The sequence below is a fragment of the Bradyrhizobium tropiciagri genome (genome assembly GCF_018130545.1).
Taxonomy (GTDB): domain Bacteria; phylum Pseudomonadota; class Alphaproteobacteria; order Rhizobiales; family Xanthobacteraceae; genus Bradyrhizobium; species Bradyrhizobium tropiciagri_A.
On sequence record NZ_JAFCKF010000003.1, the window covers coordinates 23,300 to 46,464 of the forward strand.

The following is a 23,165-nucleotide window of genomic DNA, read 5'->3' on the forward strand; positions in this document are numbered from 1 at the left end:
CGGCACCATAGAGGCTATGCACGGCGCGGTTTGATCGTTCTTGCTGTCCGTGATCGATATGCGAGACGGTGCCCGGGCTTCACTCCTCGGGCGCGTTCTCGATCGGGTCGAAGCGATCGGCCTCGAGCCCGAGCAGATTCCAGGACTGCAGCATGTGCGGCGGCAGCGGCGCGGTGGCGTCGATGACACCGCCGCGCGGGTGCGGAATCACGATGCGGCGGGCGAGCAGATGCAGCCGGTTTTGCAGGCCACCGGGCAGCTGCCAGTTCTCCTTGTTGAAATACTTGGGATCGCCGACGATGGCGTGATCGATATGCGCCATGTGGGCGCGCAATTGATGGGTGCGGCCGGTCACCGGCTTGAGCGAGACCCAGGCAAGCTTGGTCGCGGACGCCTCGACCACGGCGTAATAGGTCACAGCGTGGCTTGCGCCCTCGTCACCATGCTCGGCGATCCGCATGATGCTGTCCTCCTCGCTCTCCTCCTTGGCGAGATAGGTCGAGATGCGGCCCTGCTTCGGCTTCGGCACGCCGGCGACCAGCGCCCAGTAGATCTTGCGCGCGGAGCGATGGCGGAACGAGCCGGTCAGTGCGCTGGCGGCAAAGCGCGTCTTGGCGATCAAGAGGCAGCCCGAGGTCTCGCGGTCGAGCCGGTGCACCAGCCGCGGCTTCTGCCCCTTGGCGTCGCGCATCACCTCCAGCATCTGATCGACATGGCGCGTCATGCCGGAGCCGCCCTGCACCGCGAGACCGGCCGGCTTGTTCAGCACCAGCACGTCGTCGTCCTCGTACAGCGTCATGTCCTTCAGCGCCTGCAGCGTCTTCGCCTCGGCCTCCGAGAGCGTGCTTGCTGTCTTCGGCGTGTCGAGCCGCAGCGGCGGGATCCGCACGCTCTGGCCCTCCTCGAGCCGGTCCTTGGAATCGGCACGCTTGCCGTTGACCCTGAGCTCGCCCTTCCGGACGATGCGCTGGATGTGGGAGAACGACAGGCCGGGAAACCGCGCCTCGAGGAAGCGGTCGACGCGCATGCCGTTCTCGTCGGCGGTGACGACGACGGTCTGCACCTTGGTCGGCAATGGTTGCTCGGCCGCAGGCTTCGCGGCGGCGGGCTCCGGCCGCTCTTGCCGGTCGCGGCGCGGCTCGGCAAAGCGCGGCGGCTTTCCGGGCGCACGGTGCGCGAACGGACGGTCGCCGGACTTGCGTTCGCCAGACTTGCGCTCGCCAGACTTGCGGTCACCGAACTTGCGCTCGTCCGGCTTGCGGCTGCGTTGCCCCGGTCCGCCCTTGCTACGCTCCTTGCCGCGGTCGCTATCACGGCCCTTGTCGCGCCCCTTGGCGCGATCGCCCGGCGATGTGGTTCTCTTGATGCGGCGGCTCATAGTGGTTTTTTGGCTCCAGACCTGCATTGTGCCTAGCGCAATTGCCGCGAATCGTCACGGCGAAATCGGTACAAATCCGGCACAACATCGGCCATGGTCGGCCGCATCCGGCAATCGGCGGGGAGCCGTGGAAAGGGCCTTGCAATGAGACTGGCGATATCGGCTTTGGCGGCGGCCCTGATGCTCTCCAGCCCGGCCCTGGCCCAGCAAAGCCCGATGCCGGAAGAAGTGGCCTGGAAGCTGCTGGAACTCGGCCGCGTCATCGACCCGCCCAAGACGGCCGCGCTCTACGCACCACTGCAACAGAAGGAGCCCTATCAGGGCGTCAAGGTCGAGCGCGACGTCAAATACGGCCCCGCCGACCGCCATCTGCTCGACGTCTTCACACCGGAGACGGCATCGCCGTCCCGGCCGGTGCTGATCTACATCCATGGCGGCGGCTTCATCGCCGGCAACAAGCGCGCCCCCGGCAGCCCGTTCTACGACAACATCATGCTGTGGGCCACCAAGAGCGGCTTTGTCGGCGTCAACGCGACCTACCGCCTGGCGCCGGCCTTCCCGTGGCCGGCAGGCGCCGAAGACATGGGCGCGATCGTGCAGTGGGTCTCGGAAAACATCGCCTCCCGCGGCGGCGACCCCAAGCGCATCTTCCTGATGGGCCAATCCGCCGGTGCGATCCATGTCGCGAGCTATGTCTCGCACGACGAATTCCACAGAGTGAAGGGCGGCGGCCTTGCCGGCGCGATCATGGTGTCGGGCATCTATGATCTGACCGCCTCGCCGGCCGGCGATGCCGAGCTCGCCTATTACGGCTCCGACCCCTCGCGCTACGCCGAGCGCTCCTCGCTGCAAGGCCTGGTCGGAAGCCCGATCCCGTTCCTGATCACCGCGGCCGAGCTCGATCCGCCGCGCTTCGTCGAGCAGTTCGAGCTCGTGAAGCAGGCCACCTGCAAACGGCCCGCCGGCTGCGCGCGCAGCTTCATGCTGCCGCAGCACAGCCACATGTCGGAGGTCTATGCGATCAACACGCCCGATACGCGGTTGACCGACGAGATCCTGGAGTTCGTGAAGAGCGTGAAGTGAGCGCTAAAGCACGATGAGATTGGGTTGAATCCTGAAGTCACGGGCCGTCGCAGCGGGCGTCGCCAAAAATATCGAAAAACAACCCCATGCAAAGTAGCCGGCGACCGACGTTCGACCAAACAACTTGACACGTCGGGCAACTCAGGGATACGCTTCTAATATTCCGAAATCACGCTCCAAGTCGCCTGCAGGGACTCGTTCCCCTTCGGCATTCCAGGTCGATCAGCAGCTTCCGGAAGTGCCCGGAAGCCACCGATCTTTCAAGAAATCCGAACCGCCATCAAGAGCAACGCAGCAAAGCAACCGATCGGTGCGAGATGGGAAAACTCCCGATGCCGCAGGATGGTCAAAGCTGCCGCTGCGAGAATGGCGGCGCAGAGAATCAAACCTGCTGCACGGGTTGCCGGTATAGCGACCAGGATTGCGGCCGATATTTCCAATCCCCCAGTGACGCGGCACCACCACGCGGGATACCCCCATCGAACAAAGTTGCTCTGCGTCGTCGATGTCGCGATCGCATTGAACAGACCTGCACTGGCGAAGGCCGCGGCAAGCAGCCTGATGAATATCATGTGCATGGCCTAGGCGACCGCCAACGCATATGCGCGCAATTCGTCGATGATCGATGCCCGCGAGGGATTCCAGCCGAGTTCGCGCTTCGCCTTCTCGCCCGAGATGATCTGATCGGTGGCGATCGCATCGGCGAAGCCCCAGAGCACCTTGCGCGCCTCGTCGAGCGGCCATACGGCTACCCGGCCCCTCGCGCCGCCTAACTCGCTCGCTGCGCGTGCGATCTCGACGAGCCGCGGCGCCGAACCGTGCGCGCCATTGAAGACGGATCCCGCCGGGGCCCGTTCGAGCGCAAGCGCATAGAGATCGGCCAGGTCGTCGGCATGCACGGTCGACCAACGATTATGACCGTCACCGACATGAAGCGCCGCGCCATGTTCCTTGGCCGCTGCGACCATCATCATCGCGGCGCCGCCCCGATTGCCGTATACCCAGGCAGGCCGGATAACGACCGGACGGACGCCCTCAGCTCCGGCAGCGAGGATCTCGCGTTCCAGCGCCTTGCGCCAGCGGACCATCTCGACCGGGTTGAGTGGCGTGTCCTCGGTCGCCGGCGTGTCGCCCGTGGAGCCGTAGACCAAGCTGCCGCTGGTATAGATGAAGCGCTTACCAGTTCCGCGCAGGGCTTGGAGAATTGCACGCGTCGCAATCTCATCGAGAGACGCGGCGTTCTGGTCGTTGGGCGAAGCGGCATGGACGACGGCGTCCACGCCCCGCACCGCCGAGGTCAAGCTCGCCGGGTCGGCAAGCTCACCCATCTCCACCACGAAGCCTCGGTCCAGCAGCTTGGCCGCGCTCGCTTCGGACCGGGCGAGCCCCACGATTTCGTGACCTCGCTCCTTCAATCGATCCGCTACCGCACCGCCGATCAAGCCGGTCGCGCCTGTTACTAAAACTCGCATGTCGATCACCTCTTCAAGTCAGGTGAATCCAACAAAGCGGAACGGCAATGCGGATGGAAATCGCAAGTCCTGATGTGGCGCTATCGATCGCGCCGATGGCGTCAAGCAGCGGCGGCGATTTTGGTGATGATGTCGCGCAGCCAGGCGATAGCCCCATGCGTATCCGCCCGCCGGTGCCACATCAAGTTGAGTGGCCAGGTGGGCAGTTCGAGCGGCGGATCATATATCGCTATTCCAGCTCTGGTATCAGCGAACCTTCGTGCGACCCGGGAGGCCAGCGTCGCGACGAGGTCGGTTCCGGCGATCACGAAGGGTGCCGCCAGAAATTGCGGCAGGCTCAGCACGACGCGCCGTTCGAGGCCGAGTTCGGCAAGCCTTAGATCGACGATCCCGGAGCGGTCACCTTCGGGAGAAACCAGAAGGTGCGGCGCCGCTGCGAAAGTCTTGAGGTTTGGACCACCTGCGAACGCCGGGTGCCCCTCCCGCACGACGCAGGCGAAACTCTCAAAAAACAGCGGGCTGCTGATAATACGCGCCGACGTCTCGACGGGGAAGCCGATCGCGAGGTTCGCCTCGCCGCTGTCGAGCAGCGTGATAGCTTCGTCTCGCCCGAACATCCCGCAAACGCGCACGTTGATGTGCGGGGCATCGACGCTGAGGCGGGCCATGAGCGGCGGCAACAAGACGAACGCCGCATAGTCGGTCATCGCGAGCGTGACGGTATTGTCGGCCGTCGCGGGGTCGAAGCTATCGGCCTGTAGCGCGCTCCGAAGAAGCCGGAGCGCATCCGAGACTGGACCAGCAAGGTCATGGGCGCGGGGCGTCGGCTGCATGCCTGATGGCGTTCGCACGAAGAGCTCGTCTCCAAGAAGCTCTCGCAAGCGCGTGAGTGCTCCGCTCATCGCCGACTGGCTGAGGCCGATCCTCGATCCGGCGCGCGTCACGTGACGCTCCGCGTACAGCGCGTCAAAGGCCTTCATCAAGTTGAGGTCGAAGCCAGCTATATCCATGTGGCCGATCATAGGGGGATGCGCTCAACGGGGATAGCCGCCATACGTCGAGCGCCGTGGGCCAACATCCTGCCGAAAAGCAATCGCAGCGATCCGATCTGCTTGCGTCAATCAGGCCATGGCTGCGCGCGAATGAGTCCACGGCCTGATCTCGTCTTGCTCTAGCTCCCGCCGCGCTCCTTGCGCAGCCTGTTCCAGTAATCCAGCCGTTTCCTGATCTCGCGCTCGAAGCCGCGATCGGGTGGATCGTAGAAGGTCTGGCGGCCCAGCGCTTCCGGGAAATAGTCCTGGCCGGAGAACGCGTCCGGCGCGTCGTGGTCGTACTGATAGCCGGAGCCATAGCCCTCCGACTTCATCAGCTTGGTGGGCGAATTCAGGATGTGCTTCGGCGGCAGCAGCGAGCCGCCCTGCTTCGCGGTCTGCATCGCGGCGCCGAACGCGGTATAGACCGCGTTCGATTTCGGCGCGGTGGCGAGATAGACCACGGCCTGCGCGATCGCGAGCTCGCCTTCCGGCGAACCCAGGAAGTCATAGGCATCCTTGGCGGCGTTGCAGACCGCCAGCGCCTGCGGATCGGCAAGGCCGATATCCTCGACCGCCATCCGCACCACGCGCCGCGCCAGGAACAGCGGGTCCTCGCCGGCATCGAGCATGCGCGCGAGATAATACAGCGCCGCGTCCGGATCGGAGCCGCGCACCGACTTATGCAGCGCCGAGATCAGATTGTAATGCCCGTCGGCCGATTTGTCGTAGATCGGCGCGCGGCGTTGCAGGATCGACTGCAACTGCTCGGCGTCGAACACCTCGCCCTTGCGCGCGGCGCGCCAGACCTCTTCGGCCAATGTCAGCGAGGCACGGCCATCGCCATCGGCCATCCGCACCAGCACGGTGCGCGCCTCCGCATCGAGCGGCAGGCTCTTGCCCTCGATCTTCTCGGCATTGGCGAACAGCTTTTCGATCGCGGCCGTATCGAGCGAGTGAAACACCAGCACCCGGGCGCGCGACAGAAGCGCCGCGTTGAGCTCGAACGACGGGTTCTCCGTGGTGGCGCCGACCAGCACCACCGTGCCGTCCTCCATGACAGGCAGAAAGGAATCCTGCTGCGCGCGGTTGAACCGATGCACCTCGTCGACGAACAGCAGCGTGCCCTTGCCGGTCTCGCGGCGGGCACGCGCGGCATCGAACGCCTTCTTCAGATCGGCGACGCCTGAGAACACCGCGGAGATCTGCTCGAAATGCAGCTCGGTGGCGTCGGCGAGCAGCCGCGCCACGGTGGTCTTGCCGGTGCCGGGCGGTCCCCAGAACACCAGCGAGCCCAAGGTGCGCGTCTCCAGCATGCGGGTCAGCGCGCCGTCGGGCCCGAGGATGTGGTCCTGGCCGACCACGTCAGCCAGCGTGCGCGGGCGCAGCCGGTCCGGCAGCGGGTGTGGCGCGTCCTGCTCCATCCCCGCCGCGGCGAACAGGTTCGTCGCGTCCCGCGGTTGCTTCGGGCTCACTTGCGGCTCATCCGCCGAGCGTCACATTGATCTGCTGACCGCCGCGCACCAAGGTGATGCGCCAGATCCGCGAGCCCGCCTTCGATACCTTGTCGAGGTCGCTGGTGCGCACGATCTTCTCATTGTTGACCGCGAGGATGATGTCGCCTTTCTGGAAGCCGACATTGGCGGCGGTGCCGTCGTCCGCGAGCTCGGTGACGACGACGCCCTCGGCGCCGGCGTCGAGATGCAGCTCATCGGCCAGCGCCGGCGAGATATTGGCGACCCTGGCGCCCTGGAACGGCGAGCGCCCGGTCAGCACGATCTCGTCGCGGTTGGTGTCGGGCGCGGTCTCCAGCGGCACGGTCAGCTTCACCGGCTTGCCGGCGCGCTGCACCTCGATCTCCGCGCTGCCGCCGAGCGGCCGGGTCGCGAAGCGGTAGTCGAACGCGTTGGGATCGTCGACCGCCGTGCCGTCGATCCCGACGATCAGGTCGGAGAGCTTGAGCCCGGCCTTCGCCGCCGGGCTGTTCGGCGCGACGTTGGCGACCAGCGCACCGGTCGGCAGCTTCAGCCCCAGCGTCTCCGCGATCTCCGGCGTGACCGCCTGCAACCGCGCACCGAGCCATGGCCGCTTCACATTCTTGCCGCCACTCTTGGCGGAGGCCACCACCACGCGCACCATGTTGGCCGGGATCGCAAAGCCGATGCCCTGCGAGCCGCCGGAGCGCGAGAAGATCGCGGTGTTGATACCGGCCAAGCGTCCGGTCATGTCGACCAGCGCACCGCCGGAATTGCCGGGATTGATCGCGGCGTCGGTCTGAATGAAGAATTGATAATCCGTGATCCCGACTTGAGTACGCGCGAGCGCCGAGATGATGCCGTGCGTCACGGTCTGGCCGACGCCGAACGGATTGCCGATCGCGAGCACGACGTCACCGACCTGCAGCTGGTCGGAATTGGCGAAGTCGAGCGTTGCGAATTTTTCCTTGTTGGTCTCCTTCAGCCTGAGCACCGCAAGGTCGGTGCGGCTGTCCTTCAGCACGATCTCGGCCTCATATTCGCGCTTGTCGGCGAGCGAGACCTTGACCTGGTCGGCGCCCTCGATCACGTGATTGTTTGTGACCACGAGGCCGGACGCATCGACCATCACGCCGGAGCCGAGCGAGCGCTGCATCTGCTCGGGCTGCTGCCCGGGCACGCCGAAGAAGCGACGGAAGATCGGATCGTCCAGGAACGGATTGCGGTTCTGCACCGTCTTGGCGGCGTAGACATTGACCACCGCCGGCTGCACCCGCTGCACGATCGGCGCGTAGGACAGCTGGAGCTCGGCCTGCGAGGACGGCACGCGGCGGTCCTGGGCTGCGGCCGGGGACAGATTCCCCATGAAAGCCAACGTGCACAGGGCGGATATGGCAGCAAAGCGGACAGGTCGGAGCATTCTCACCTCTCGTGGAAAACGCCGGAATATAGGCGTGTTCGCCGGGCAATTGAAGGGCGCCGGGCCGGATAAACCGCCCCCCGCCAGACCGGTGCAAAACCCCTGGCCGTCGCGTTGAAGCGCGCCGCCAAGCTTCTATGATGCCTGTCATCTCACTGCGCTGCTCCGCTTGTTGCCTGCGGACAACAAGCGGAACTGCGAAGCCTGGAAGCACTGTCGCGCGTCAGTCACGTTCGACTCCTAGGACCGTTCAGTGAGTGAGTGGGGACTTCAAAACACAACAGGGGTGCAACATGGGTGCGATAAAAGTCGGTGCAATCGCGATCGGGCTTGCGGGGGCGCTCGCCGCCTCGCCGGCCCATTCGCAATCAGCCGGAGGCGGCAGTGATGCCGAGATCGCGCTGCTCAAGCAGCAGCTGAAGATGCTCGAGCAGAAGCTCGACAAACTGCAGAAGCAGACCAACGCCAATACCGCGTCCGCAGCCAGCGCAAACGCCAACGCAAAGGCGGCCGATGCGAAGGCTGCCCGCGTCGCAAGCGCCAACGCCGCGATCCCGGTGAAGGGCCCGGTCGCGCCGTCCGGCGTCGTGGTGACGATGCCGAACAACCGGCCGACGATCTGCACCGCGGACGAACAGAACTGCGTTGCGATCACCAGCCGCGTGCACTGGGATGTCGGAGGTTACGACTATCGTCCCAACACCGCAGGCACCTCGCCGCAGAAGCTCGACAGCGGCGAGAATCTGCGCCGCGCCCGCATCGGCATCGTCGGCAAATTCTTCGGCGACTGGAATTACGCGCTGATCTACGACTTCGGCGGCACGTCCGACGGCTTTGGCGGCGCCGCGGCGGGATCGCTGCCCGGCGGCGGCACCTCCGGTGTCGAGAATGCCTATCTGAGCTACACTGGCTTCAAGCCGTTCGGCGGCAAGATGGCGATCGAAGGCGGCATCATGGACATCCCGTGGACGCTAGACGAAGCCACCAGCTCCAACGACATCCTGTTCATGGAGCGCGCCTCGGTCGGCATCATCGCGCAGAACATCGCGGCCGGCGACTTCCGCTCCGGCGCCGGCACCCGCTGGTGGAACGACCAGCTCTGGATCGGCGGCTATGTCACCGGACCGACGACCGGCGCAATCCACTCCGCGTCCTCGGCCTCGCCGGCCGGCTCGTCCGAGCAGTATGGCGGTGTCGTGCGCGTCGCCGGCAATCCGATCAGCGGCAAGAACTACTCGGTACATATCGGTGCCGACGCGGAATGGCTGGTGCAGCCGCCGCGCAACCAGCTGACGCAGGCACAGACGCTGACGCTGAGCGACCGGCCCGAGCTGCGCATCGATCCGACGACGCTGATTTCGACCGGTGCGATCGCCAACGTGTCGGGCGCACAGGTCTACGGCGTCGAGGCGGCCGCGACCTACGGCTCGTTCATTGCGCAGGGCGAGTACTATTGGTTCAACGTGGATCGTTCCGCGAATACCGGGCTGCCGCCGTTCGGCGCACCGAGCCTGAAATTCGACGGCGGCTACGCGCAGGTCGGCTATGTGCTGACTGGCGAGAACCACGCCTACAACGCGGCGACGGCCTCCTACGGCGGAATCAAGCCGCACGATCCGTTCTCGCTCGCCGGCGGCGGCATCGGCGCCTGGGAAGTCGCCGGTCGCGTCAGCACGATGAACCTCAACGACCAGGTCGGCCAGGCAGTCGGCGTCGCGGGTGGACGGCAGACCGTCTACACCGCCGCGCTGAACTGGTACGTCAACAACAATGTCCGCTTCATGCTGAACTATCTGCATGGCGACGTCGCCAAGCAGGCCTCGGCGACTTCGAGCGCGGATGTCGGCTCGAAGTTCGACGCGGTCGCGCTGCGCACGCAGGTTGCGTTCTGAGACAGCGTGACCTGTCGTCAACAAAGAAACGGCCGGGGCAACGCTCCGGCCGTTTCATTCTGATGCGCTAGGCCGCGTTCTTCTTCACCACGACCTCCGGCGCCGGCGCGCAGGACAGCCGCTCCTGATGACCCTCGCCCCAGGCCTTCAGGATATCGATCACCGGGCGCAGGCTCTCACCGAGTTCGGACAGCGTGTATTCGACCCGCGGCGGCACCTCGGCATAGACCTTGCGGATCACGAGGCCGTCGTCCTCGAGCGCACGCAACTGCTTGGTCAGCATGCGCTGGGTGATGCCGGGCATCCGCCGCCGCAGCTCGCCGAAGCGCTGGGTGCCGGCCTGCAGATGATACAGGATCACGCCCTTCCATTTGCCGTCGATCAGGTCGAGCGCCGCCTCGACCGCGCAGCCCGGCCGGCGCGCAAAATTCTTCCGTTTCATCGGTATTTCCCCAATAGTATACAAACAGGGACTAGTTCCCTGATTTTACAGTACTTGCCAAACGGACGCCAGCGCGACAGGTATCACGGCAGGCAATCGCCCACCATGGAGACCAGGCATGAAGGCCGTCGGATACCAAAAGTCGCTGCCGATCGAGGCGGCGGACTCGCTCGTCGATTTCGAGATCGCCAAGCCCGAGCCGAAGGGGCGCGATATCCGCGTCGCGGTGAAGGCCATCTCGGCCAACCCGGTCGACTACAAGGTGCGCAAGCGCGCTGCGCCGACGGATGGCAGCTACAAGATCCTCGGCTTCGATGCCGCCGGCGTGGTTGACGCGGTCGGGCCTGACGTCTCGCTGTTCAAGCCGGGCGATGAAGTGTTTTACGCGGGCTCGATCCTGCGCCAGGGCACCAATTCGGAATTTCATCTGGTCGACGAGCGCATCGTCGGCAACAAGCCGGCCTCGCTGTCATTCGCACAGGCCGCCGCCCTGCCCCTGACTTCGATCACCGCGTGGGAGCTGCTGTTCGACCGGCTCGGCGCCGTGCCGGGCAAGAGCCTCGATCCGCGCACGCTCTTGATCACCGGCGGCGCCGGCGGCGTCGGCTCGATCCTGATCCAGCTGGCACGCCGCCTCACCGGGTTGACCGTGGTTGCGACCGCGACCCGACCGGAATCGCAGAAGTGGTGCCGCGATCTCGGCGCGCATGCGGTGATCGACCACTCGCAGCCGATGAAGGAGCAGCTCGAAAAGCTGAAGCTGCCGCCGGTCGGCCTGGTCGCCAGCCTCACCTTCACCGACCAGCACTACAAGTCGATCGCCGACTTCATCGCACCGCAGGGCAAGTTCGGCCTGATCGACGATCCCGCGGAATTCAACGTTGCCGCGTTCAAGGGCAAGGCGGTTTCGGTGCACTGGGAATCGATGTTCACGCGCTCCTCGTTCCAGACGCCGGACATGATCGCACAGCATCATCTGCTCAACGACGTTGCCGACCTGATCGCCAAGGGCGTGCTGCGCACCACGCTCGACCAGACGTTTGGTACCATCAACGCTGCCAATCTCAAGCGTGCCCACGCGCTGCTCGAGAGCGGCAAGTCGCGCGGCAAGATCGTGCTGGAAGGCTGGTAGGCCCCGTACATTGGGCGGGATAGGCGGAAGCCGTAACGGACCGAGAACGGCGGGTTACGCTACGCTAACCCGCCCTACATGACTTCCCCACAGGCCAGCTTGTGGCTTTTGCCAAAGCCGCCGGCGCCTGTATGATTTGCGCAACGATCACCCCGCCCTCAATCCGGCCGCGCAAGGCGCGGCTGGAACGGTGGTGACGCCCACGGGGATGGGAGGAAACCGATGAGTTTGCTCACGGCCGATCCGTCGCGGATCGATCCGGAGTGGATGACGCGGGCGCTGCGCGCAGCCGGTGCGATCGACCAGGTCAGCGTCATCGATCTCGCTTGCAAGCCGGTCGGCAATGGCCTCGTCGGCGACAGCTATCGATTTCAGCTGAGCTATGACGGCGATGAGCCGAACGCGCCCGCAAGCGTGGTCGGCAAATTCCCGGCCGCAGATCCCGACAGCCGCCATTCCGGTTCCGCGCACACGCTTTATGTCCGCGAGGTTGCGTTCTATCGCGAGCTGGCGGCAACCGTCGCCATTCACACCCCGCGGCCGATCCTCGCCGAAATCGATCCGGCCACCGACGATTTTACGCTGATCCTGGAGGACCTGGCGCCCGCGCGCCCGGGCGACCAGCTGGCCGGATGCGCAATCGCGGACTGTCAGACGGCGATGCGTGAGGCCGCCGCGTTGCATGCACCGCGATGGAACGATCCGAGCCTCGACGCGGTGCAATGCTTCGTGGTCGCCGCCAGCCGGCGCCGGGACCTTCGCGCGGTGCTGCCCGGCATCATCGGTCACTACAAGGAGCGCTATCGCGGCGTGATCGAGCCGGAATTCCTTGATCTGATCGACCGGCTGCCGGACGCGATCCCGCGCTACCAGGCCGACCGATCGGTGCCGCGAACGCTGCAGCACGCGGACTTCCGGCTCGACAACATGCTGTTCGATGTGCGCGGCAACACCCGTCCGATGGCGACGCTGGATTGGCAGACGCTGACGGTCGGGCCCGGGATCGTCGACGTCGCCTATTTCCTGTCGGCCGGCATCGACCCATCCGAACGGCGGCTTCATGAAGCCGAATTGGTGCGGTTCTATCATTCCGAGCTGATCCGCCGCGGCGTGCGCGACTATGGCTGGGATCAATGCTGGCGGGATTACCGGCGCTACACGCTGCATGGCATCATGATCGGCGTGGTCTCGGCGCTCAGCGTGCAGCGCTCCGAACGCGGCGACGCGCTGTTCCTGAAGATGACCCGCGGCGCCTGCGCGCAAGCCCTCGACCACGACAGTTTCTCATACTGGCTGGAATAAAGCGTTTTCGAGCGAAGTGAGTACCGGTTCGCGTGAAGAAAACGCGTCAAGAAGAAGTCAGAGGACTATCGAAAGGGATCGGCGTGCTCAACAAACTGGACGACTTCCCCATCCACCAGACGCCGGAGCCGATCGCGGTTCCCTCGACCAGCGACCGCAATGTCTATGACCGCACCTGGTTCAACGGCTACACCGCCGACGGCGCGTATTATTTCGGCATCGGCATCGCGATCTACCCGCACCGCAGGATTCTCGACTGCGCCTTCAGCGTCGTCGAGCGCGGCGGACGGCAGCACTGCTTCTACGGCTCGCGGCGCGCGCCGCTGGAGCGCACCGAGATGCAGGTCGGCCCGTTCCGGCTCGAGGTCATCGAACCGATGCTGCGGACCCGTGTCGTGCTCGACGACAATGCGACGGGGCTATCCTGCGACCTGACCTTCTCGGCGCGCACCGCCGCGATCCAGGAGGCGCGCCAGACGCTGTGGTCGGGCGACCGCCGCGCCATGGATGCGACCCGGTTCGACCAGTTCGGCCGCTGGAGCGGGCTCGTTCGCCACCCCGATGGCGAGATCAAGGTCGACGATCGCACCTGCTACGGCACCAAGGATCGCTCCTGGGGCGTGCGCAATGTCGGCGAGCGCGATGTCGGCGGCGCGCCGATGCCGCTGCCGAGCGTGTTCTTCCTCTGGGCGCCACTGGTCTGGGACGACCACATCTCGCACGCGATCTTCTTCGACGGCACGCAAGGCGAGGCGCTGGTGCGCGAGGGCATCACCGCGCCGCTCTACCGCAGCGAGGCCGAGATCCCCGGCGTCGTCGACGGCCTCGACCGCCGCATGGCGACCGCGCGGCACCGCGTGAGCTATGTTCCGAATACGCGACTGGCGCGCTCGGCCGAAATCGACCTGGTCGATATCGACGGCCACACCACGACCATAGCCCTCGATCCGATCCTCAAATTCCAGATGAAGGGCCTCGGCTACGGCCATCCGCAATGGGGCCAGGGCATGTGGAAGGGCGAGCTCGAGATCGGTGGCGAGTCGTTCGATCCTTCGACACTCGACCCGTTGGCCCGCGAGAATGTTCACGTGCAACAGGTGGTGCGCGCCCGCCAGGGCAGCCAGACGGGGATCGGCGTGCTGGAGCAGATCTGCTTCGGCCCCTACCGTCCCGCAGGGTTCAGCGGGTTCCTCGACGGCGCCAAGGCATAGCTAAACCGGCGGCACGCCCTCGACGAACAGCAGCCGCCGCTCCAGCGCCGTGCGCCGATGCTTCAGCGCTTCGGCGTACTCCACGGACGCGTACCATTCGCGCAGACGCGTCATCGTCGGAAATTCGACGATGACGATCGCGTTCGGCGGCGGACTGCCCTCCACCAGTTCGGCGGCGCCGCCGCGCACGATGTAGCGCCCGCCGTACTGTTCGATGGTCTTCGCCGCCAGCATGCGATAGGCCTCGAACGCGGCAGCATCCCGCATCTCGACCTCCGAGATCACATAGGCCGGCATGCGACCTCACGCGATCGTATTGACGATGCCGCCCTCGGCACGCAGCGCGGCACCGTTGGTCGCGGACGCCTGCCTGGAGCAGACATAGACCACGAGGTTGGCGATCTCCTCGGTGCTGGCAAAGCGCTGCAGCAGCGAGGTCGGCCGGTGCTGCTTGACGAAGTTAGAGGCCGCCTCCTCGACCGACTGGCCGTTCTGCTTGGCGAGATCCTTGACGAAGGTCTCGACGCCCTCCGACATGGTCGGTCCGGGCAGCACGGAGTTGACGGTCACCGCGGTGCCCTTGGTCAGCTCCGCAAGCCCGCGCGCGATCGCAAGCTGCGCAGTCTTGGTCGTGCCGTAATGGATCATCTCGGTCGGGATGTTGAGGCCCGACTCCGAGGAGATGAAGACGATGCGGCCCCAGTTGCGCTTCAGCATGCCCTGCATGTAGCCGCGCGACAGCCGCACGCCCGACATCACATTGACCTCGAAGAAGCGGCTCCAGTCCTCGTCGGGAATGTCGAAGAAGCCCTTCGGCTCGAAGATGCCGGCATTGTTGACGAGGATGTCGACCTCCGGCAGCGCCGCGAGCAGCGCCTTGCATCCCGCTGCGGTCGAGACGTCAGCGGCGATGCCGCGGACTTTGGCGCCGGGCACGGCCTTCGCAATCGCGGCTACCGCCGCATCGACCTTGGCCTGACCGCGGCCGTTGACCACGACCTCCGCGCCGGTCCCGGCCAGCCCCTTTGCGATGGCGTTGCCGATGCCCGCGGTCGAGCCGGTCACCAGCGCAGTCTTTCCGGAAAGGTCGATTTTCATCTGTCATCTCCATTGATGGGTGACGGAGATATCGGGCGCGGCACGATGCATCGCAATTGCACCTCACCGACGCGTGAGGAACTTGAAGACATCTCGTCGTCCTGGCGAAAGCCAGGACCCATTACCACAAGCCTACATTGTTGCGCGACGGCGTGGCCACCAGCCATCGCGACAACATCCAGTTGGGGTTATGGGTCCTGGCTTTCGCCAGGACGACGATGGAGATAGAGCGACGCCACCAACAAACAAAAACGGCGCCCGAAGGCGCCGTTTTCAAAACCTTGGCTCGAGAGTGGCTTACGCCGCCTCGGCTTCACCGCCCTGCGCCGGACCGGAGTCCTGGCCCTTGGCATCGACGTCGCGGTCGACGAACTCGATCACGGCCATCGCCGCGTTGTCGCCGTAGCGGAAGCCGGCCTTGATGATGCGGGTGTAGCCGCCCTGGCGGTCCTTGTAGCGGGTCGCCAGCGTGTCGAACAGCTTCTTGACCTGGTCGAGGTCGCGCAGCTCCGAGATCGCCTGGCGGCGCAGCGACAGCCCGCCCTTCTTGCCGAGGGTGACGAGCTTCTCGACGATCGGCCGCAGCTCCTTGGCCTTCGGCAGCGTGGTGACGATCTGCTCGTGCTTGATCAGCGCGGCCGCCATGTTGGCGAACATCGCACGCCGGTGCTCGGCGGTGCGGTTGAGCTTCCGATGAACCTTGCCGTGACGCATTGTCTATTCCTTACTTGGTATCTGCCGCGACGGTTCGTCGGACATGTTGCTCAGGTGGGCTACCTGCGTTCGCCCATTACAAAATCGTGGCCGGAGATTCTCCGGCCACGACGGTGAAAATGGATCAGTAGTGATCCTCGAAGCGCTTGGCGAGCTCGTCGATGTTCTCCGGCGGCCAGCCCGGCACTTCCATGCCGAGGTGCAGACCCATCTGGGCCAGCACTTCCTTGATCTCGTTCAGCGACTTGCGGCCGAAGTTCGGAGTACGGAGCATTTCCGCTTCCGACTTCTGCACCAGGTCGCCGATGTAGACGATGTTGTCGTTCTTCAGGCAGTTTGCCGAACGCACCGACAGCTCGAGCTCGTCGACCTTCTTGAGGAAGGCCGGGTTGAACGCGAGATCGGGGATGATCTCCTGCGTGACTTCCTTGCGCGGCTCTTCGAAGTTGACGAACACGTTGAGTTGATCCTGCAGGATGCGCGCGGCATAGGCCACCGCGTCCTCCGGCGTGATCGCGCCGTTGGTCTCGATCGTCATGGTCAGCTTGTCGTAGTCGAGGATCTGGCCCTCACGGGTGTTCTCGACCTTGTAGGAGACCTTGCGGACCGGCGAGAACAGGCTGTCGACCGGGATCAGGCCGATCGGCGCGTCCTCGGGACGATTGCGCTCGGCGGCGACATAGCCCTTGCCGGTCGCGACCGTGAACTCCATGCGGATCTCGGCGCCGTCGTCCAGCGTGCAGAGCTGGAGGTCGGGGTTGAGCACGGTGACGTCGCCGACGGTCTGGATGTCGCCGGCGGTGACAGCGCCCGGGCCCTGCTTCTTCACGACCATGCGCTTCGGGCCTTCGCCCTGCATCTTGATCGAGATGTCCTTGATGTTGAGCACGATGTCGGTGACGTCTTCACGGACACCGGCGATCGAGGAGAACTCGTGCAGCACGCCGTCGATATGCACCGACTGCACCGCCGCGCCTTGCAGCGAGGACAGCAGGATGCGGCGCAGCGCGTTGCCGAGCGTCTGGCCGAAGCCACGCTCGAGCGGCTCTGCGACGACGGTGGCGAACCGGCTCGCGTCCGAGCCCGGCGTGACCTGGAGCTTGTTCGGTCGAATGAGTTCTTGCCAATTTTTCTGGATCGTCACTTTTTCACCCTTTGCCGGTCGTTCAGGCCAGTCGAATGGCCCAACCTGGCGTTGGAGATCGCGGATCAGTCCGCGCGGTCAATTCCAAAAACCATCGCAGGGCGGCCAGAGGCCGCCCGCGACTTACAGATCAAACGCGCCGACGCTTGCGCGGACGGCAGCCATTGTGCGGGATCGTGGTCACGTCGCGGATCGAGGTGACGGTGAAGCCCGCAGCCTGCAGCGCGCGCAGCGCCGACTCACGGCCCGAACCCGGGCCGGCCACTTCAACCTCCAGCGTGCGCATGCCGTGTTCCTGCGCCTTCTTGGAGACGTCTTCCGCCGCGACCTGCGCGGCATAGGGGGTCGACTTGCGCGAGCCCTTGAAGCCCATGGTGCCGGCCGACGACCAGGCGATGGTGTTGCCCTGCGCGTCGGTGATGGTGATGGTCGTGTTGTTGAACGACGAATTCACGTGCGCGATGCCGGAGGCGATGTTCTTGCGTTCGCGGCGGCGTACGCGGGTGGCTTCCTTGCCCATTTCAAACCTTTCCTGTGATCTCAACGCCGCCGTAGTGCCAGCGGCTACACCTCAAAACGCAAATGGCGAGTAGCGAATTTCGATTCGCTACTCCCCACCTGCAGTTCGCAAAACTTACTTCTTCTTGCCGGCGATCGCCTTGGCCGGCCCCTTGCGCGTGCGCGCATTGGTGTGGGTGCGCTGGCCGCGCACCGGCAGGCCGCGGCGATGACGCAGGCCGCGATAGCAGCCGAGATCCATCAGCCGCTTGATGTTGATGCCGACCTCGCGACGGAGATCGCCCTCGACCAGATAGTCGCGGTCGATCACTTCGCGGATCTGCAGGACCTCCTGGTCGGTCAACTGGTTGACGCGACGGTCCACGGGGATCTTGACCTTCTCGATGATGTCGGCCGCGTTCTTCTGGCCGATACCATGGATGTACTGAAGCGCGATCAGGACGCGCTTGTTGGTCGGAATGTTCACGCCGGCAATACGGGCCACGGACTTCTCTCCTGTCGCCGCTCCATCACGGATGCGGGCTTCTCAAGTGCTTGCTCTCTCGGGCTTGTGTCCACAAACGCGAACACGACGCCCTTCCCCTCATGTCCTTCGGGGCCCGGCATCGTCATAAAACTATCCAACGTGGATGCGGGGCTTATTAAAGGATTCATGTCGGTTTCGTCAACCGCTCCTAGCGTTTAGCTCCCTTTTTCGTGAGCTTTTTTGCGGCCTTTTTGGCGGTCTTTGCCCCCTTCCGGGCATTCGCCGCGCGAGCGGCCTTCTTTGCGGCCTTTTTGGCTGGCCGCTTTGCGGCCTTCTTGACGCCTTTGGCCTTGGAAGCCGCCTTGGCGGCCTTCTTAGCCGGTTTGGCGGCCTTTTTGGCCGCTTTGGCTGCCTTCTTGGCCGTTTTCTTGGCGGTCTTCTGGGACGTTTTCTTAGCCGTCCTGCTCTTGGCCGTCTTGACGGCCTTTTTGGCCGCCTTGGGGGCGTGATCTTCGTGATCTTTCGGTTCCAGCGCGCCGAGTGCGGACAGGATCCGGTTAATCTCGCGGGTGACGTGCTCGATGGTCATCATGCCGTCGACCGTCAAGAGCTTCCGCCGCTCCGAATAATAGTGAATCAGCGGCTCCGTCAGCGAACGATACTGCGCCAGCCGCTTGGTCAGCACTTCCGGCGTGTCGTCGAGGCGGACTTCCTCGCCGCGGGCGCGGGTTTCCTCGGCACGCTTCTCGACGCGGGCGAGCAGCGCGCTCTCGTTGACGCGGAGCTCAACGACGGCATCGAGCTTGAGGTGCCTCTTCCGCAGCAGCTCGTCCAAGGCCTCGGCCTGCGGCACGGTGCGCGGGAAACCGTCCAGGATGAAACCCTTCTTGGCATCGGGCTCCTCGATCCGGTCGGCGATGATTCCCACCACCACCTCATCGGGAACCAGGCCGCCATTGGCCATGATCTCCTTGGCCTGCAAGCCGATCGGCGTGCCCGCGGCAACCGCTGCGCGCAACATCTCGCCGGTCGAGAGCTGAACGATGCCGTGCCGGTGCACCAGCCGCTGCGCCTGGGTTCCCTTGCCCGAGCCCGGCGGCCCCAAAAGGATCAATCTCATATCTGTTTCGCCCCCCGGCTAGGTGGGCGACGTCCCGCACACCTGTGTTTTGAGTTTGGCGCCGCGCCGTGATCAGCGGCGGCGGCTTCCCCTGAGCTTCGACTTCCTGATCAGCCCTTCATACTGATGAGCGAGCAGATAGCCCTGCACCTGCGACACCGTATCCATCGTCACGCTGACGACGATCAGGAGCGAGGTGCCACCAAAGTAGAACGGGACCGAAGCGTAGGAAATCAGAATTTCAGGAATCAGGCAGACGATCGCGAGATAGATCGCGCCGAGCACCGTGATGCGCGACAGCACGTAGTCGATATATTCCGCCGTGCGCTCACCGGGCCGGATGCCGGGGATGAAGCCGCCATGCTTCTTCAGATTGTCCGCGGTCTCGGTCGGGTTGAACACGATCGCGGTGTAGAAGAACGCGAAGAACACGATCAACGCGAGGTACATCAGCAGGAACAGCGGACGGCCGTGGCTGAGCTGGGTGGTGAGCCACTGGAACCAGTCCGGCCCCTTGCCGGCGTTGAAGTTCGCAACCGTGGTCGGCAGCAGCAGCAGCGACGAGGCGAAGATCGGCGGAATCACGCCCGAGGTATTGAGCTTGAGCGGCAGATGCGAGGACTGGCCCTCGAACATCTTGTTGCCGACCTGGCGCTTCGGATACTGGATCAGCAGCCGGCGCTGGGCGCGCTCCATGAACACGATGAAGGCGATCACGGCGACCGCCATCACGATGACGATCAGGATCAGGCCGGTCGACATCGCGCCCTGGCGGCCGAGTTCCAGCATGTTGGCGAGCGCCGACGGCAGCTCGGCGACGATGCCGGACAGGATGATCAGCGAGATACCGTTGCCGATGCCGCGCGAGGTGATCTGCTCGCCGAGCCACATCAGGAACATGGTGCCGCCGGTCAGCGTGATCGCGGTCGAGATCCGGAAGAACATGCCGGGGTCGCTGACGACATTGCCGGCGCCTTCGAGGCCGATCGCGATGCCGTAGGACTGGAACAGCGCCAGGATCACCGTCAGGTAGCGGGTGTACTGGTTCAGCGTCTTGCGGCCTGCCTCGCCTTCCTTCTTGAGCGCCTCGAGCTGCGGCGACACGGTCGTCAGCAGCTGCACGATGATCGATGCCGAGATGTACGGCATGATGTTAAGCGCGAAGATCGCCATGCGGTGGATGCCGCCGCCGGCGAACATGTTGAACATGCCGAGGATGCCGCCGGACTGGCTGCGGAACACCTGCTCCCAGATGTTGGGATCGATGCCCGGCAGCGGGATGTAGGTGCCCAGCCGATAAACAAGCAGCGCACCCAGGGTGAACCAGATGCGCTTCTTCAGCTCGTCGGCTTTCGCCAGCTGTCCGAAATTGAGGTTGGCGGCAAGTTGTTCGGCTGCTGAGACCATGTTCGGCTTTCTCCCGGAGCCCCTTTTGCCGACCGCCCCAAGAGATCAACTCCCGTGGGCCAGTCGGCAGACACCGGACATTATCTGGTGCTCGGCCTCGATAAGTCCATCATTCGATCTGCGGATTGCCCGCGCAGGCCGCGGGCAATGACGCAGATGTTACGCGGCTTCGCCTTCTTCCTTGGCGGGGGCCAGGATCTTGACCGAGCCGCCGGCCTTCTCGACCGCAGCAATGGCCGACTTGGAAGCGCCGTGCACTTCGATGGTCAGCTTGGCCTTGATCTCGCCGCGGCCGAGCAGCCGCAGGCCGTCCTTGGCGCGGCGCAGCACGCCGGCCTTGACCAGGGTCTCGACGTTCACCGTCGCGCTCGCATCGACCAGCTTGTTGTCGATCGCTTCCTGCAGACGGTCGAGATTGATCTCGGCGAAGTCGAGCCGGAAGATGTTGTTGAAGCCGCGCTTCGGCAGACGGCGATGCACCGGCATCTGGCCGCCTTCGAAACCCTTGATGCGGACGCCCGAACGCGCGGTCTGGCCCTTGCCGCCGCGGCCCGAGGTCTTGCCCTTGCCGGAACCGATGCCACGGCCGACACGCATGCGCTTCTTGCGCGAGCCGGCGTTGTCGGCGATATCGCTGAGCTTCATCGCCCTTCTCCTTATCTCTGCTTACTCGCCGACGACGCGGACGAGATGCTGAACCTTGCTGATCATGCCGCGAACTTCAGGGGTGTCCTGCAGCTCGGCAACCCGGCCGATCTTGTTGAGCTTGAGGCCGATCAGCGTCGAACGCTGCGAGTGATGGCGGCGGATTGCGCTGCCGGTCTGCTCGACCTTGATCGTCTTGCTGGCCTTGGCCATCGTCTTGAACTCCAGAAAGCGCTGGTCGCGCGGGATTATTCCGCCACCGCTTCGGCGTCGCCGCCGACGCGGCGCGACTGCAGGGTGGAGACCTTGATGTTGCGGCGGGCAGCCACCGAGCGCGGCGAATCCTGATGCTTCAGCGCGTCGAAGGTCGCGCGAACCATGTTGTAGGGATTCGACGAGCCGATCGACTTCGCCACCACGTCCTGGATGCCGAGCGTCTCGAACACCGCGCGCATCGGGCCGCCGGCGATGATGCCGGTACCCGCCGGAGCGGTACGCAGATAGACGCGACCGGCGCCGTGACGGCCGGCGACGTCATGATGCAACGTGCGGCCTTCGCGCAGCGCGACGCGGGTCAGATTGCGCTTCGCCGATTCGGTCGCCTTGCGGATCGCCTCGGGCACTTCGCGCGCCTTGCCGTGGCCGAAACCGACCCGGCCCTTCTGATCGCCGATCACGACCAGCGCCGCGAAGCCGAAGCGCTTGCCGCCCTTGACGACCTTTGCCACGCGATTGATGTGGACGAGCTTGTCGACGAACTCGCTGTCGCGCTCCTCGCGCTCCCTGCTCCGTTCGCGTCCGCCGCGTTCGCGTTCACCTGCCATGGTGTTTTCCAATCTCTAGGAGGCCCGAAGCCTCTTTCCTTGTAATCGTTCGATTCGTTTAGAAGCTCAATCCGCCTTCACGCGCCGCATCCGCGAGCGCCTTGACGCGCCCGTGATAGATGTAGGCGCCGCGATCGAACACGACTTCCTTGACACCCTTCTGCGCAGCACGCTCCGCGAGCAGCTTGCCGACCGCCTTCGCCGCATCGATGTCGGCGCCGGTCTTGCCGGCGTCACGCATGGTCTTCTCGAGCGACGAGGCGGACGCGAGCGTCTCGCCCTTCTGGTCGTCGATGACCTGGGCGTAGATGTGCTTGGACGAGCGGAACACCGACAGCCGCGGACGGCCGCCAGCCGAGCGGCGAAGCGCAAGGCGCACGCGCTGCTTGCGCCGGGCATTCGTAACCTTGAGTGACATGACCGGCTCCGTTACTTCTTCTTGCCTTCCTTGCGGAAGATGAATTCGTTGGCGTACTTCACGCCCTTGCCCTTGTAGGGCTCCGGCGGACGGTAGGCGCGGATCTCGGCGGCGACCTGGCCGACGCGCTGCGGATCGTTGCCGGTGATCGTGATCTCGGTCGGCTTCGGCACCGCGATGGTGATGCCTTCCGGGATCGCGTAGACCACGTCGTGGCTGTAGCCGAGCGCGAGCTGCAGGTTCTTGCCCTGCATCGCGGCGCGGTAGCCGACGCCGGTGATCTCGAGCTTCTTCTCGAAGCCCTTGGTGACGCCCTCGACGAGGTTGGCGACCTGCGCGCGCGCGGTGCCGTACATCGCCTGCGCACGGTTGGTCTTGACGCGCGGAGCGACCTTGACCTGGCCGTTCTCGAACTTCACCTCGACGTCGTCATGCACGACGAACTGAAGCGCGCCCTTCGGCCCCTTCACCTTCACCGTCTGGCCCTCGACGCTTGCCGTCACACCCGACGGGATCGCCACCGGCCTTTTGCCGATACGTGACATCGTAAAATCCTTCCTCAGAACACCGTGAAGAGAACTTCGCCGCCCACGTTGGCGTCGCGCGCCTCGTGGTCAGCCATGATTCCCTTCGGCGTCGACAACACCGAAATGCCGAGACCGTTGTTCACGCGCGGCAGGTTCTTCACCGAGGCGTAAACGCGGCGGCCCGGCTTCGATACCCGCTCGATCTCGCGGATGACGGGCTCGCCGTCGAAATACTTCAGCTCGATCTCGAGCTCGCTGCGGCCCGAGGCATGCTCGACGCTGGCGTAGCCGCGGATGTAGCCCTCGGACTTCAGCACTTCGAGCACGTTGGCGCGCATCTTCGAGCCCGGGCTCGAGACCTTGGACTTCGAACGCATCTGCGCGTTGCGGATGCGGGTGATGAGATCGCTGATCGGATCGTGCGTAGACATGGTTCCGACCCTCC

26 protein-coding genes are annotated in these 23,165 nt (G+C 64.9%); 5 read left to right on the plus strand and 21 right to left on the minus strand.

Annotation, left to right across the window (positions count from 1 at the left end; genetic code table 11):
• Positions 1-79 precede the first annotated feature (79 nt).
• Complete coding sequence (locus JQ616_RS12660) at positions 80-1,378, minus strand: RluA family pseudouridine synthase (RefSeq protein WP_212014887.1); 1,299 nt, start codon at positions 1,376-1,378, stop codon at positions 80-82.
• A gap of 144 nt (positions 1,379-1,522) precedes the next feature.
• Here JQ616_RS12660 and JQ616_RS12665 point away from each other — a divergent pair, with 144 nt between their 5' ends.
• Positions 1,523-2,461 (plus strand): alpha/beta hydrolase, encoded by a 939-nt coding sequence (locus tag JQ616_RS12665; RefSeq protein ID WP_212014888.1) that lies wholly within the window; start codon positions 1,523-1,525, stop codon positions 2,459-2,461.
• A gap of 260 nt (positions 2,462-2,721) precedes the next feature.
• On the opposite strand, the gene JQ616_RS12670 is transcribed toward JQ616_RS12665, so the two are convergent.
• The 5 genes from JQ616_RS12670 to JQ616_RS12690 all read right to left on the minus strand — a co-directional run bounded on the left by JQ616_RS12670 (position 2,722) and on the right by JQ616_RS12690 (position 7,805).
• The gene (locus tag JQ616_RS12670; protein ID WP_349629988.1) at positions 2,722-3,033 is read right to left on the minus strand and encodes a DoxX family protein; all 312 of its coding nucleotides are present in this window, start codon (positions 3,031-3,033) and stop codon (positions 2,722-2,724) included.
• A gap of 9 nt (positions 3,034-3,042) precedes the next feature.
• A complete protein-coding gene (locus JQ616_RS12675; RefSeq protein WP_212014890.1) occupies positions 3,043-3,933 on the minus strand; it encodes an NAD-dependent epimerase/dehydratase family protein in 891 nt (296 codons plus the stop codon).
• Positions 3,934-4,034: 101 nt separating this feature from the next.
• Positions 4,035-4,943 (minus strand): LysR family transcriptional regulator, encoded by a 909-nt coding sequence (locus tag JQ616_RS12680; RefSeq protein ID WP_212014891.1) that lies wholly within the window; start codon positions 4,941-4,943, stop codon positions 4,035-4,037.
• A gap of 161 nt (positions 4,944-5,104) precedes the next feature.
• Positions 5,105-6,388, minus strand: a complete 1,284-nt coding sequence (locus JQ616_RS12685) for a replication-associated recombination protein A (protein ID WP_249136847.1) — start codon at positions 6,386-6,388, stop codon at positions 5,105-5,107.
• A gap of 58 nt (positions 6,389-6,446) precedes the next feature.
• On the minus strand, positions 6,447-7,805 hold the full coding sequence (locus tag JQ616_RS12690) for a DegQ family serine endoprotease (RefSeq protein WP_212014893.1): 1,359 nt from the start codon (positions 7,803-7,805) through the stop codon (positions 6,447-6,449).
• A 347-nt stretch (positions 7,806-8,152) separates the two neighbouring features.
• Between JQ616_RS12690 and JQ616_RS12695 the strand changes: the two genes are divergently transcribed.
• Positions 8,153-9,751, plus strand: coding sequence for an OprO/OprP family phosphate-selective porin (locus tag JQ616_RS12695; protein ID WP_212014896.1), 1,599 nt, complete (start codon positions 8,153-8,155; stop codon positions 9,749-9,751).
• Between the two features lie 67 nt (positions 9,752-9,818).
• Here JQ616_RS12695 and JQ616_RS12700 read toward each other — a convergent pair whose 3' ends face one another.
• On the minus strand, positions 9,819-10,193 hold the full coding sequence (locus tag JQ616_RS12700) for a winged helix-turn-helix transcriptional regulator (protein ID WP_212014897.1): 375 nt from the start codon (positions 10,191-10,193) through the stop codon (positions 9,819-9,821).
• A 118-nt stretch (positions 10,194-10,311) separates the two neighbouring features.
• Here JQ616_RS12700 and JQ616_RS12705 point away from each other — a divergent pair, with 118 nt between their 5' ends.
• The 3 genes from JQ616_RS12705 to JQ616_RS12715 all read left to right on the plus strand — a co-directional run bounded on the left by JQ616_RS12705 (position 10,312) and on the right by JQ616_RS12715 (position 13,838).
• Complete coding sequence (locus JQ616_RS12705; RefSeq protein ID WP_212014898.1) at positions 10,312-11,325, plus strand: zinc-binding alcohol dehydrogenase family protein; 1,014 nt, start codon at positions 10,312-10,314, stop codon at positions 11,323-11,325.
• Between the two features lie 222 nt (positions 11,326-11,547).
• Positions 11,548-12,627 (plus strand): phosphotransferase, encoded by a 1,080-nt coding sequence (locus JQ616_RS12710; protein WP_212014899.1) that lies wholly within the window; start codon positions 11,548-11,550, stop codon positions 12,625-12,627.
• Positions 12,628-12,710: 83 nt separating this feature from the next.
• Positions 12,711-13,838 carry a hypothetical protein gene (locus tag JQ616_RS12715; RefSeq protein WP_212014900.1) on the plus strand — a complete coding sequence of 376 codons (1,128 nt, stop codon included), beginning with the start codon at positions 12,711-12,713 and terminating at the stop codon, positions 13,836-13,838.
• Here JQ616_RS12715 and JQ616_RS12720 read toward each other — a convergent pair whose 3' ends face one another.
• The 14 genes from JQ616_RS12720 to rpsH form a co-directional block, all read right to left on the minus strand.
• Positions 13,839-14,135, minus strand: a complete 297-nt coding sequence (locus JQ616_RS12720; protein WP_212014901.1) for a DUF1330 domain-containing protein — start codon at positions 14,133-14,135, stop codon at positions 13,839-13,841.
• A 6-nt stretch (positions 14,136-14,141) separates the two neighbouring features.
• Positions 14,142-14,936, minus strand: a complete 795-nt coding sequence (locus JQ616_RS12725) for an SDR family NAD(P)-dependent oxidoreductase (protein ID WP_212014902.1) — start codon at positions 14,934-14,936, stop codon at positions 14,142-14,144.
• A 297-nt stretch (positions 14,937-15,233) separates the two neighbouring features.
• The gene (gene rplQ, locus JQ616_RS12730) at positions 15,234-15,650 is read right to left on the minus strand and encodes a 50S ribosomal protein L17 (RefSeq protein ID WP_212014904.1); all 417 of its coding nucleotides are present in this window, start codon (positions 15,648-15,650) and stop codon (positions 15,234-15,236) included.
• Positions 15,651-15,774: 124 nt separating this feature from the next.
• Positions 15,775-16,794 (minus strand): DNA-directed RNA polymerase subunit alpha, encoded by a 1,020-nt coding sequence (locus JQ616_RS12735; RefSeq protein WP_212014905.1) that lies wholly within the window; start codon positions 16,792-16,794, stop codon positions 15,775-15,777.
• 130 nt (positions 16,795-16,924) lie between these two features.
• Positions 16,925-17,314, minus strand: a complete 390-nt coding sequence (gene rpsK / locus JQ616_RS12740; RefSeq protein WP_006021048.1) for a 30S ribosomal protein S11 — start codon at positions 17,312-17,314, stop codon at positions 16,925-16,927.
• 114 nt (positions 17,315-17,428) lie between these two features.
• A complete protein-coding gene (gene rpsM / locus JQ616_RS12745; protein WP_050420404.1) occupies positions 17,429-17,797 on the minus strand; it encodes a 30S ribosomal protein S13 in 369 nt (122 codons plus the stop codon).
• 190 nt (positions 17,798-17,987) lie between these two features.
• On the minus strand, positions 17,988-18,899 hold the full coding sequence (locus tag JQ616_RS12750; RefSeq protein WP_212014906.1) for an adenylate kinase: 912 nt from the start codon (positions 18,897-18,899) through the stop codon (positions 17,988-17,990).
• A 72-nt stretch (positions 18,900-18,971) separates the two neighbouring features.
• Positions 18,972-20,306 carry a preprotein translocase subunit SecY gene (secY, locus tag JQ616_RS12755; protein WP_212014907.1) on the minus strand — a complete coding sequence of 445 codons (1,335 nt, stop codon included), beginning with the start codon at positions 20,304-20,306 and terminating at the stop codon, positions 18,972-18,974.
• 159 nt (positions 20,307-20,465) lie between these two features.
• Complete coding sequence (rplO, locus tag JQ616_RS12760; protein WP_212014908.1) at positions 20,466-20,951, minus strand: 50S ribosomal protein L15; 486 nt, start codon at positions 20,949-20,951, stop codon at positions 20,466-20,468.
• 21 nt (positions 20,952-20,972) lie between these two features.
• Positions 20,973-21,164 carry a 50S ribosomal protein L30 gene (rpmD, locus tag JQ616_RS12765; protein WP_024578582.1) on the minus strand — a complete coding sequence of 64 codons (192 nt, stop codon included), beginning with the start codon at positions 21,162-21,164 and terminating at the stop codon, positions 20,973-20,975.
• A gap of 35 nt (positions 21,165-21,199) precedes the next feature.
• On the minus strand, positions 21,200-21,775 hold the full coding sequence (gene rpsE / locus JQ616_RS12770) for a 30S ribosomal protein S5 (protein WP_074126937.1): 576 nt from the start codon (positions 21,773-21,775) through the stop codon (positions 21,200-21,202).
• Between the two features lie 58 nt (positions 21,776-21,833).
• Complete coding sequence (rplR, locus tag JQ616_RS12775) at positions 21,834-22,193, minus strand: 50S ribosomal protein L18 (RefSeq protein ID WP_016843760.1); 360 nt, start codon at positions 22,191-22,193, stop codon at positions 21,834-21,836.
• 11 nt (positions 22,194-22,204) lie between these two features.
• Positions 22,205-22,738, minus strand: a complete 534-nt coding sequence (gene rplF / locus JQ616_RS12780; protein ID WP_212014909.1) for a 50S ribosomal protein L6 — start codon at positions 22,736-22,738, stop codon at positions 22,205-22,207.
• Between the two features lie 14 nt (positions 22,739-22,752).
• Entirely contained in the window at positions 22,753-23,151 is a 399-nt protein-coding gene (rpsH, locus tag JQ616_RS12785) for a 30S ribosomal protein S8 (protein ID WP_021081651.1), read from the minus strand.
• Between the last annotated feature and the right edge of the window lie 14 nt (positions 23,152-23,165).

Coding starts and splice junctions, on each gene's coding strand:
- JQ616_RS12660 (WP_212014887.1), bottom strand. CDS start 1,378: ATGAGCCGCCGCATCAAGAGAACCACATCGCCGGGCGATCGCGCCAAG.
- JQ616_RS12725 (WP_212014902.1), bottom strand. CDS start 14,936: ATGAAAATCGACCTTTCCGGAAAGACTGCGCTGGTGACCGGCTCGACC.
- JQ616_RS12710 (WP_212014899.1), top strand. CDS start 11,548: ATGAGTTTGCTCACGGCCGATCCGTCGCGGATCGATCCGGAGTGGATG.
- rpmD (WP_024578582.1), bottom strand. CDS start 21,164: ATGGCCAAGGCCAGCAAGACGATCAAGGTCGAGCAGACCGGCAGCGCA.
- JQ616_RS12680 (WP_212014891.1), bottom strand. CDS start 4,943: ATGGATATAGCTGGCTTCGACCTCAACTTGATGAAGGCCTTTGACGCG.
- rplR (WP_016843760.1), bottom strand. CDS start 22,193: ATGTCACTCAAGGTTACGAATGCCCGGCGCAAGCAGCGCGTGCGCCTT.
- JQ616_RS12670 (WP_349629988.1), bottom strand. CDS start 3,033: ATGATATTCATCAGGCTGCTTGCCGCGGCCTTCGCCAGTGCAGGTCTG.
- JQ616_RS12685 (WP_249136847.1), bottom strand. CDS start 6,388: ATGGAGCAGGACGCGCCACACCCGCTGCCGGACCGGCTGCGCCCGCGC.
- JQ616_RS12750 (WP_212014906.1), bottom strand. CDS start 18,899: ATGAGATTGATCCTTTTGGGGCCGCCGGGCTCGGGCAAGGGAACCCAG.
- rplQ (WP_212014904.1), bottom strand. CDS start 15,650: ATGCGTCACGGCAAGGTTCATCGGAAGCTCAACCGCACCGCCGAGCAC.
- rpsE (WP_074126937.1), bottom strand. CDS start 21,775: ATGGCAGGTGAACGCGAACGCGGCGGACGCGAACGGAGCAGGGAGCGC.
- JQ616_RS12705 (WP_212014898.1), top strand. CDS start 10,312: ATGAAGGCCGTCGGATACCAAAAGTCGCTGCCGATCGAGGCGGCGGAC.
- JQ616_RS12665 (WP_212014888.1), top strand. CDS start 1,523: ATGAGACTGGCGATATCGGCTTTGGCGGCGGCCCTGATGCTCTCCAGC.
- rpsK (WP_006021048.1), bottom strand. CDS start 17,314: ATGGGCAAGGAAGCCACCCGCGTACGCCGCCGCGAACGCAAGAACATC.
- JQ616_RS12720 (WP_212014901.1), bottom strand. CDS start 14,135: ATGCCGGCCTATGTGATCTCGGAGGTCGAGATGCGGGATGCTGCCGCG.
- JQ616_RS12675 (WP_212014890.1), bottom strand. CDS start 3,933: ATGCGAGTTTTAGTAACAGGCGCGACCGGCTTGATCGGCGGTGCGGTA.
- rplF (WP_212014909.1), bottom strand. CDS start 22,738: ATGTCACGTATCGGCAAAAGGCCGGTGGCGATCCCGTCGGGTGTGACG.
- rpsH (WP_021081651.1), bottom strand. CDS start 23,151: ATGTCTACGCACGATCCGATCAGCGATCTCATCACCCGCATCCGCAAC.
- JQ616_RS12700 (WP_212014897.1), bottom strand. CDS start 10,193: ATGAAACGGAAGAATTTTGCGCGCCGGCCGGGCTGCGCGGTCGAGGCG.
- JQ616_RS12690 (WP_212014893.1), bottom strand. CDS start 7,805: ATGGGGAATCTGTCCCCGGCCGCAGCCCAGGACCGCCGCGTGCCGTCC.
- rplO (WP_212014908.1), bottom strand. CDS start 20,951: ATGAAGCTCAGCGATATCGCCGACAACGCCGGCTCGCGCAAGAAGCGC.
- JQ616_RS12695 (WP_212014896.1), top strand. CDS start 8,153: ATGGGTGCGATAAAAGTCGGTGCAATCGCGATCGGGCTTGCGGGGGCG.
- secY (WP_212014907.1), bottom strand. CDS start 20,306: ATGGTCTCAGCAGCCGAACAACTTGCCGCCAACCTCAATTTCGGACAG.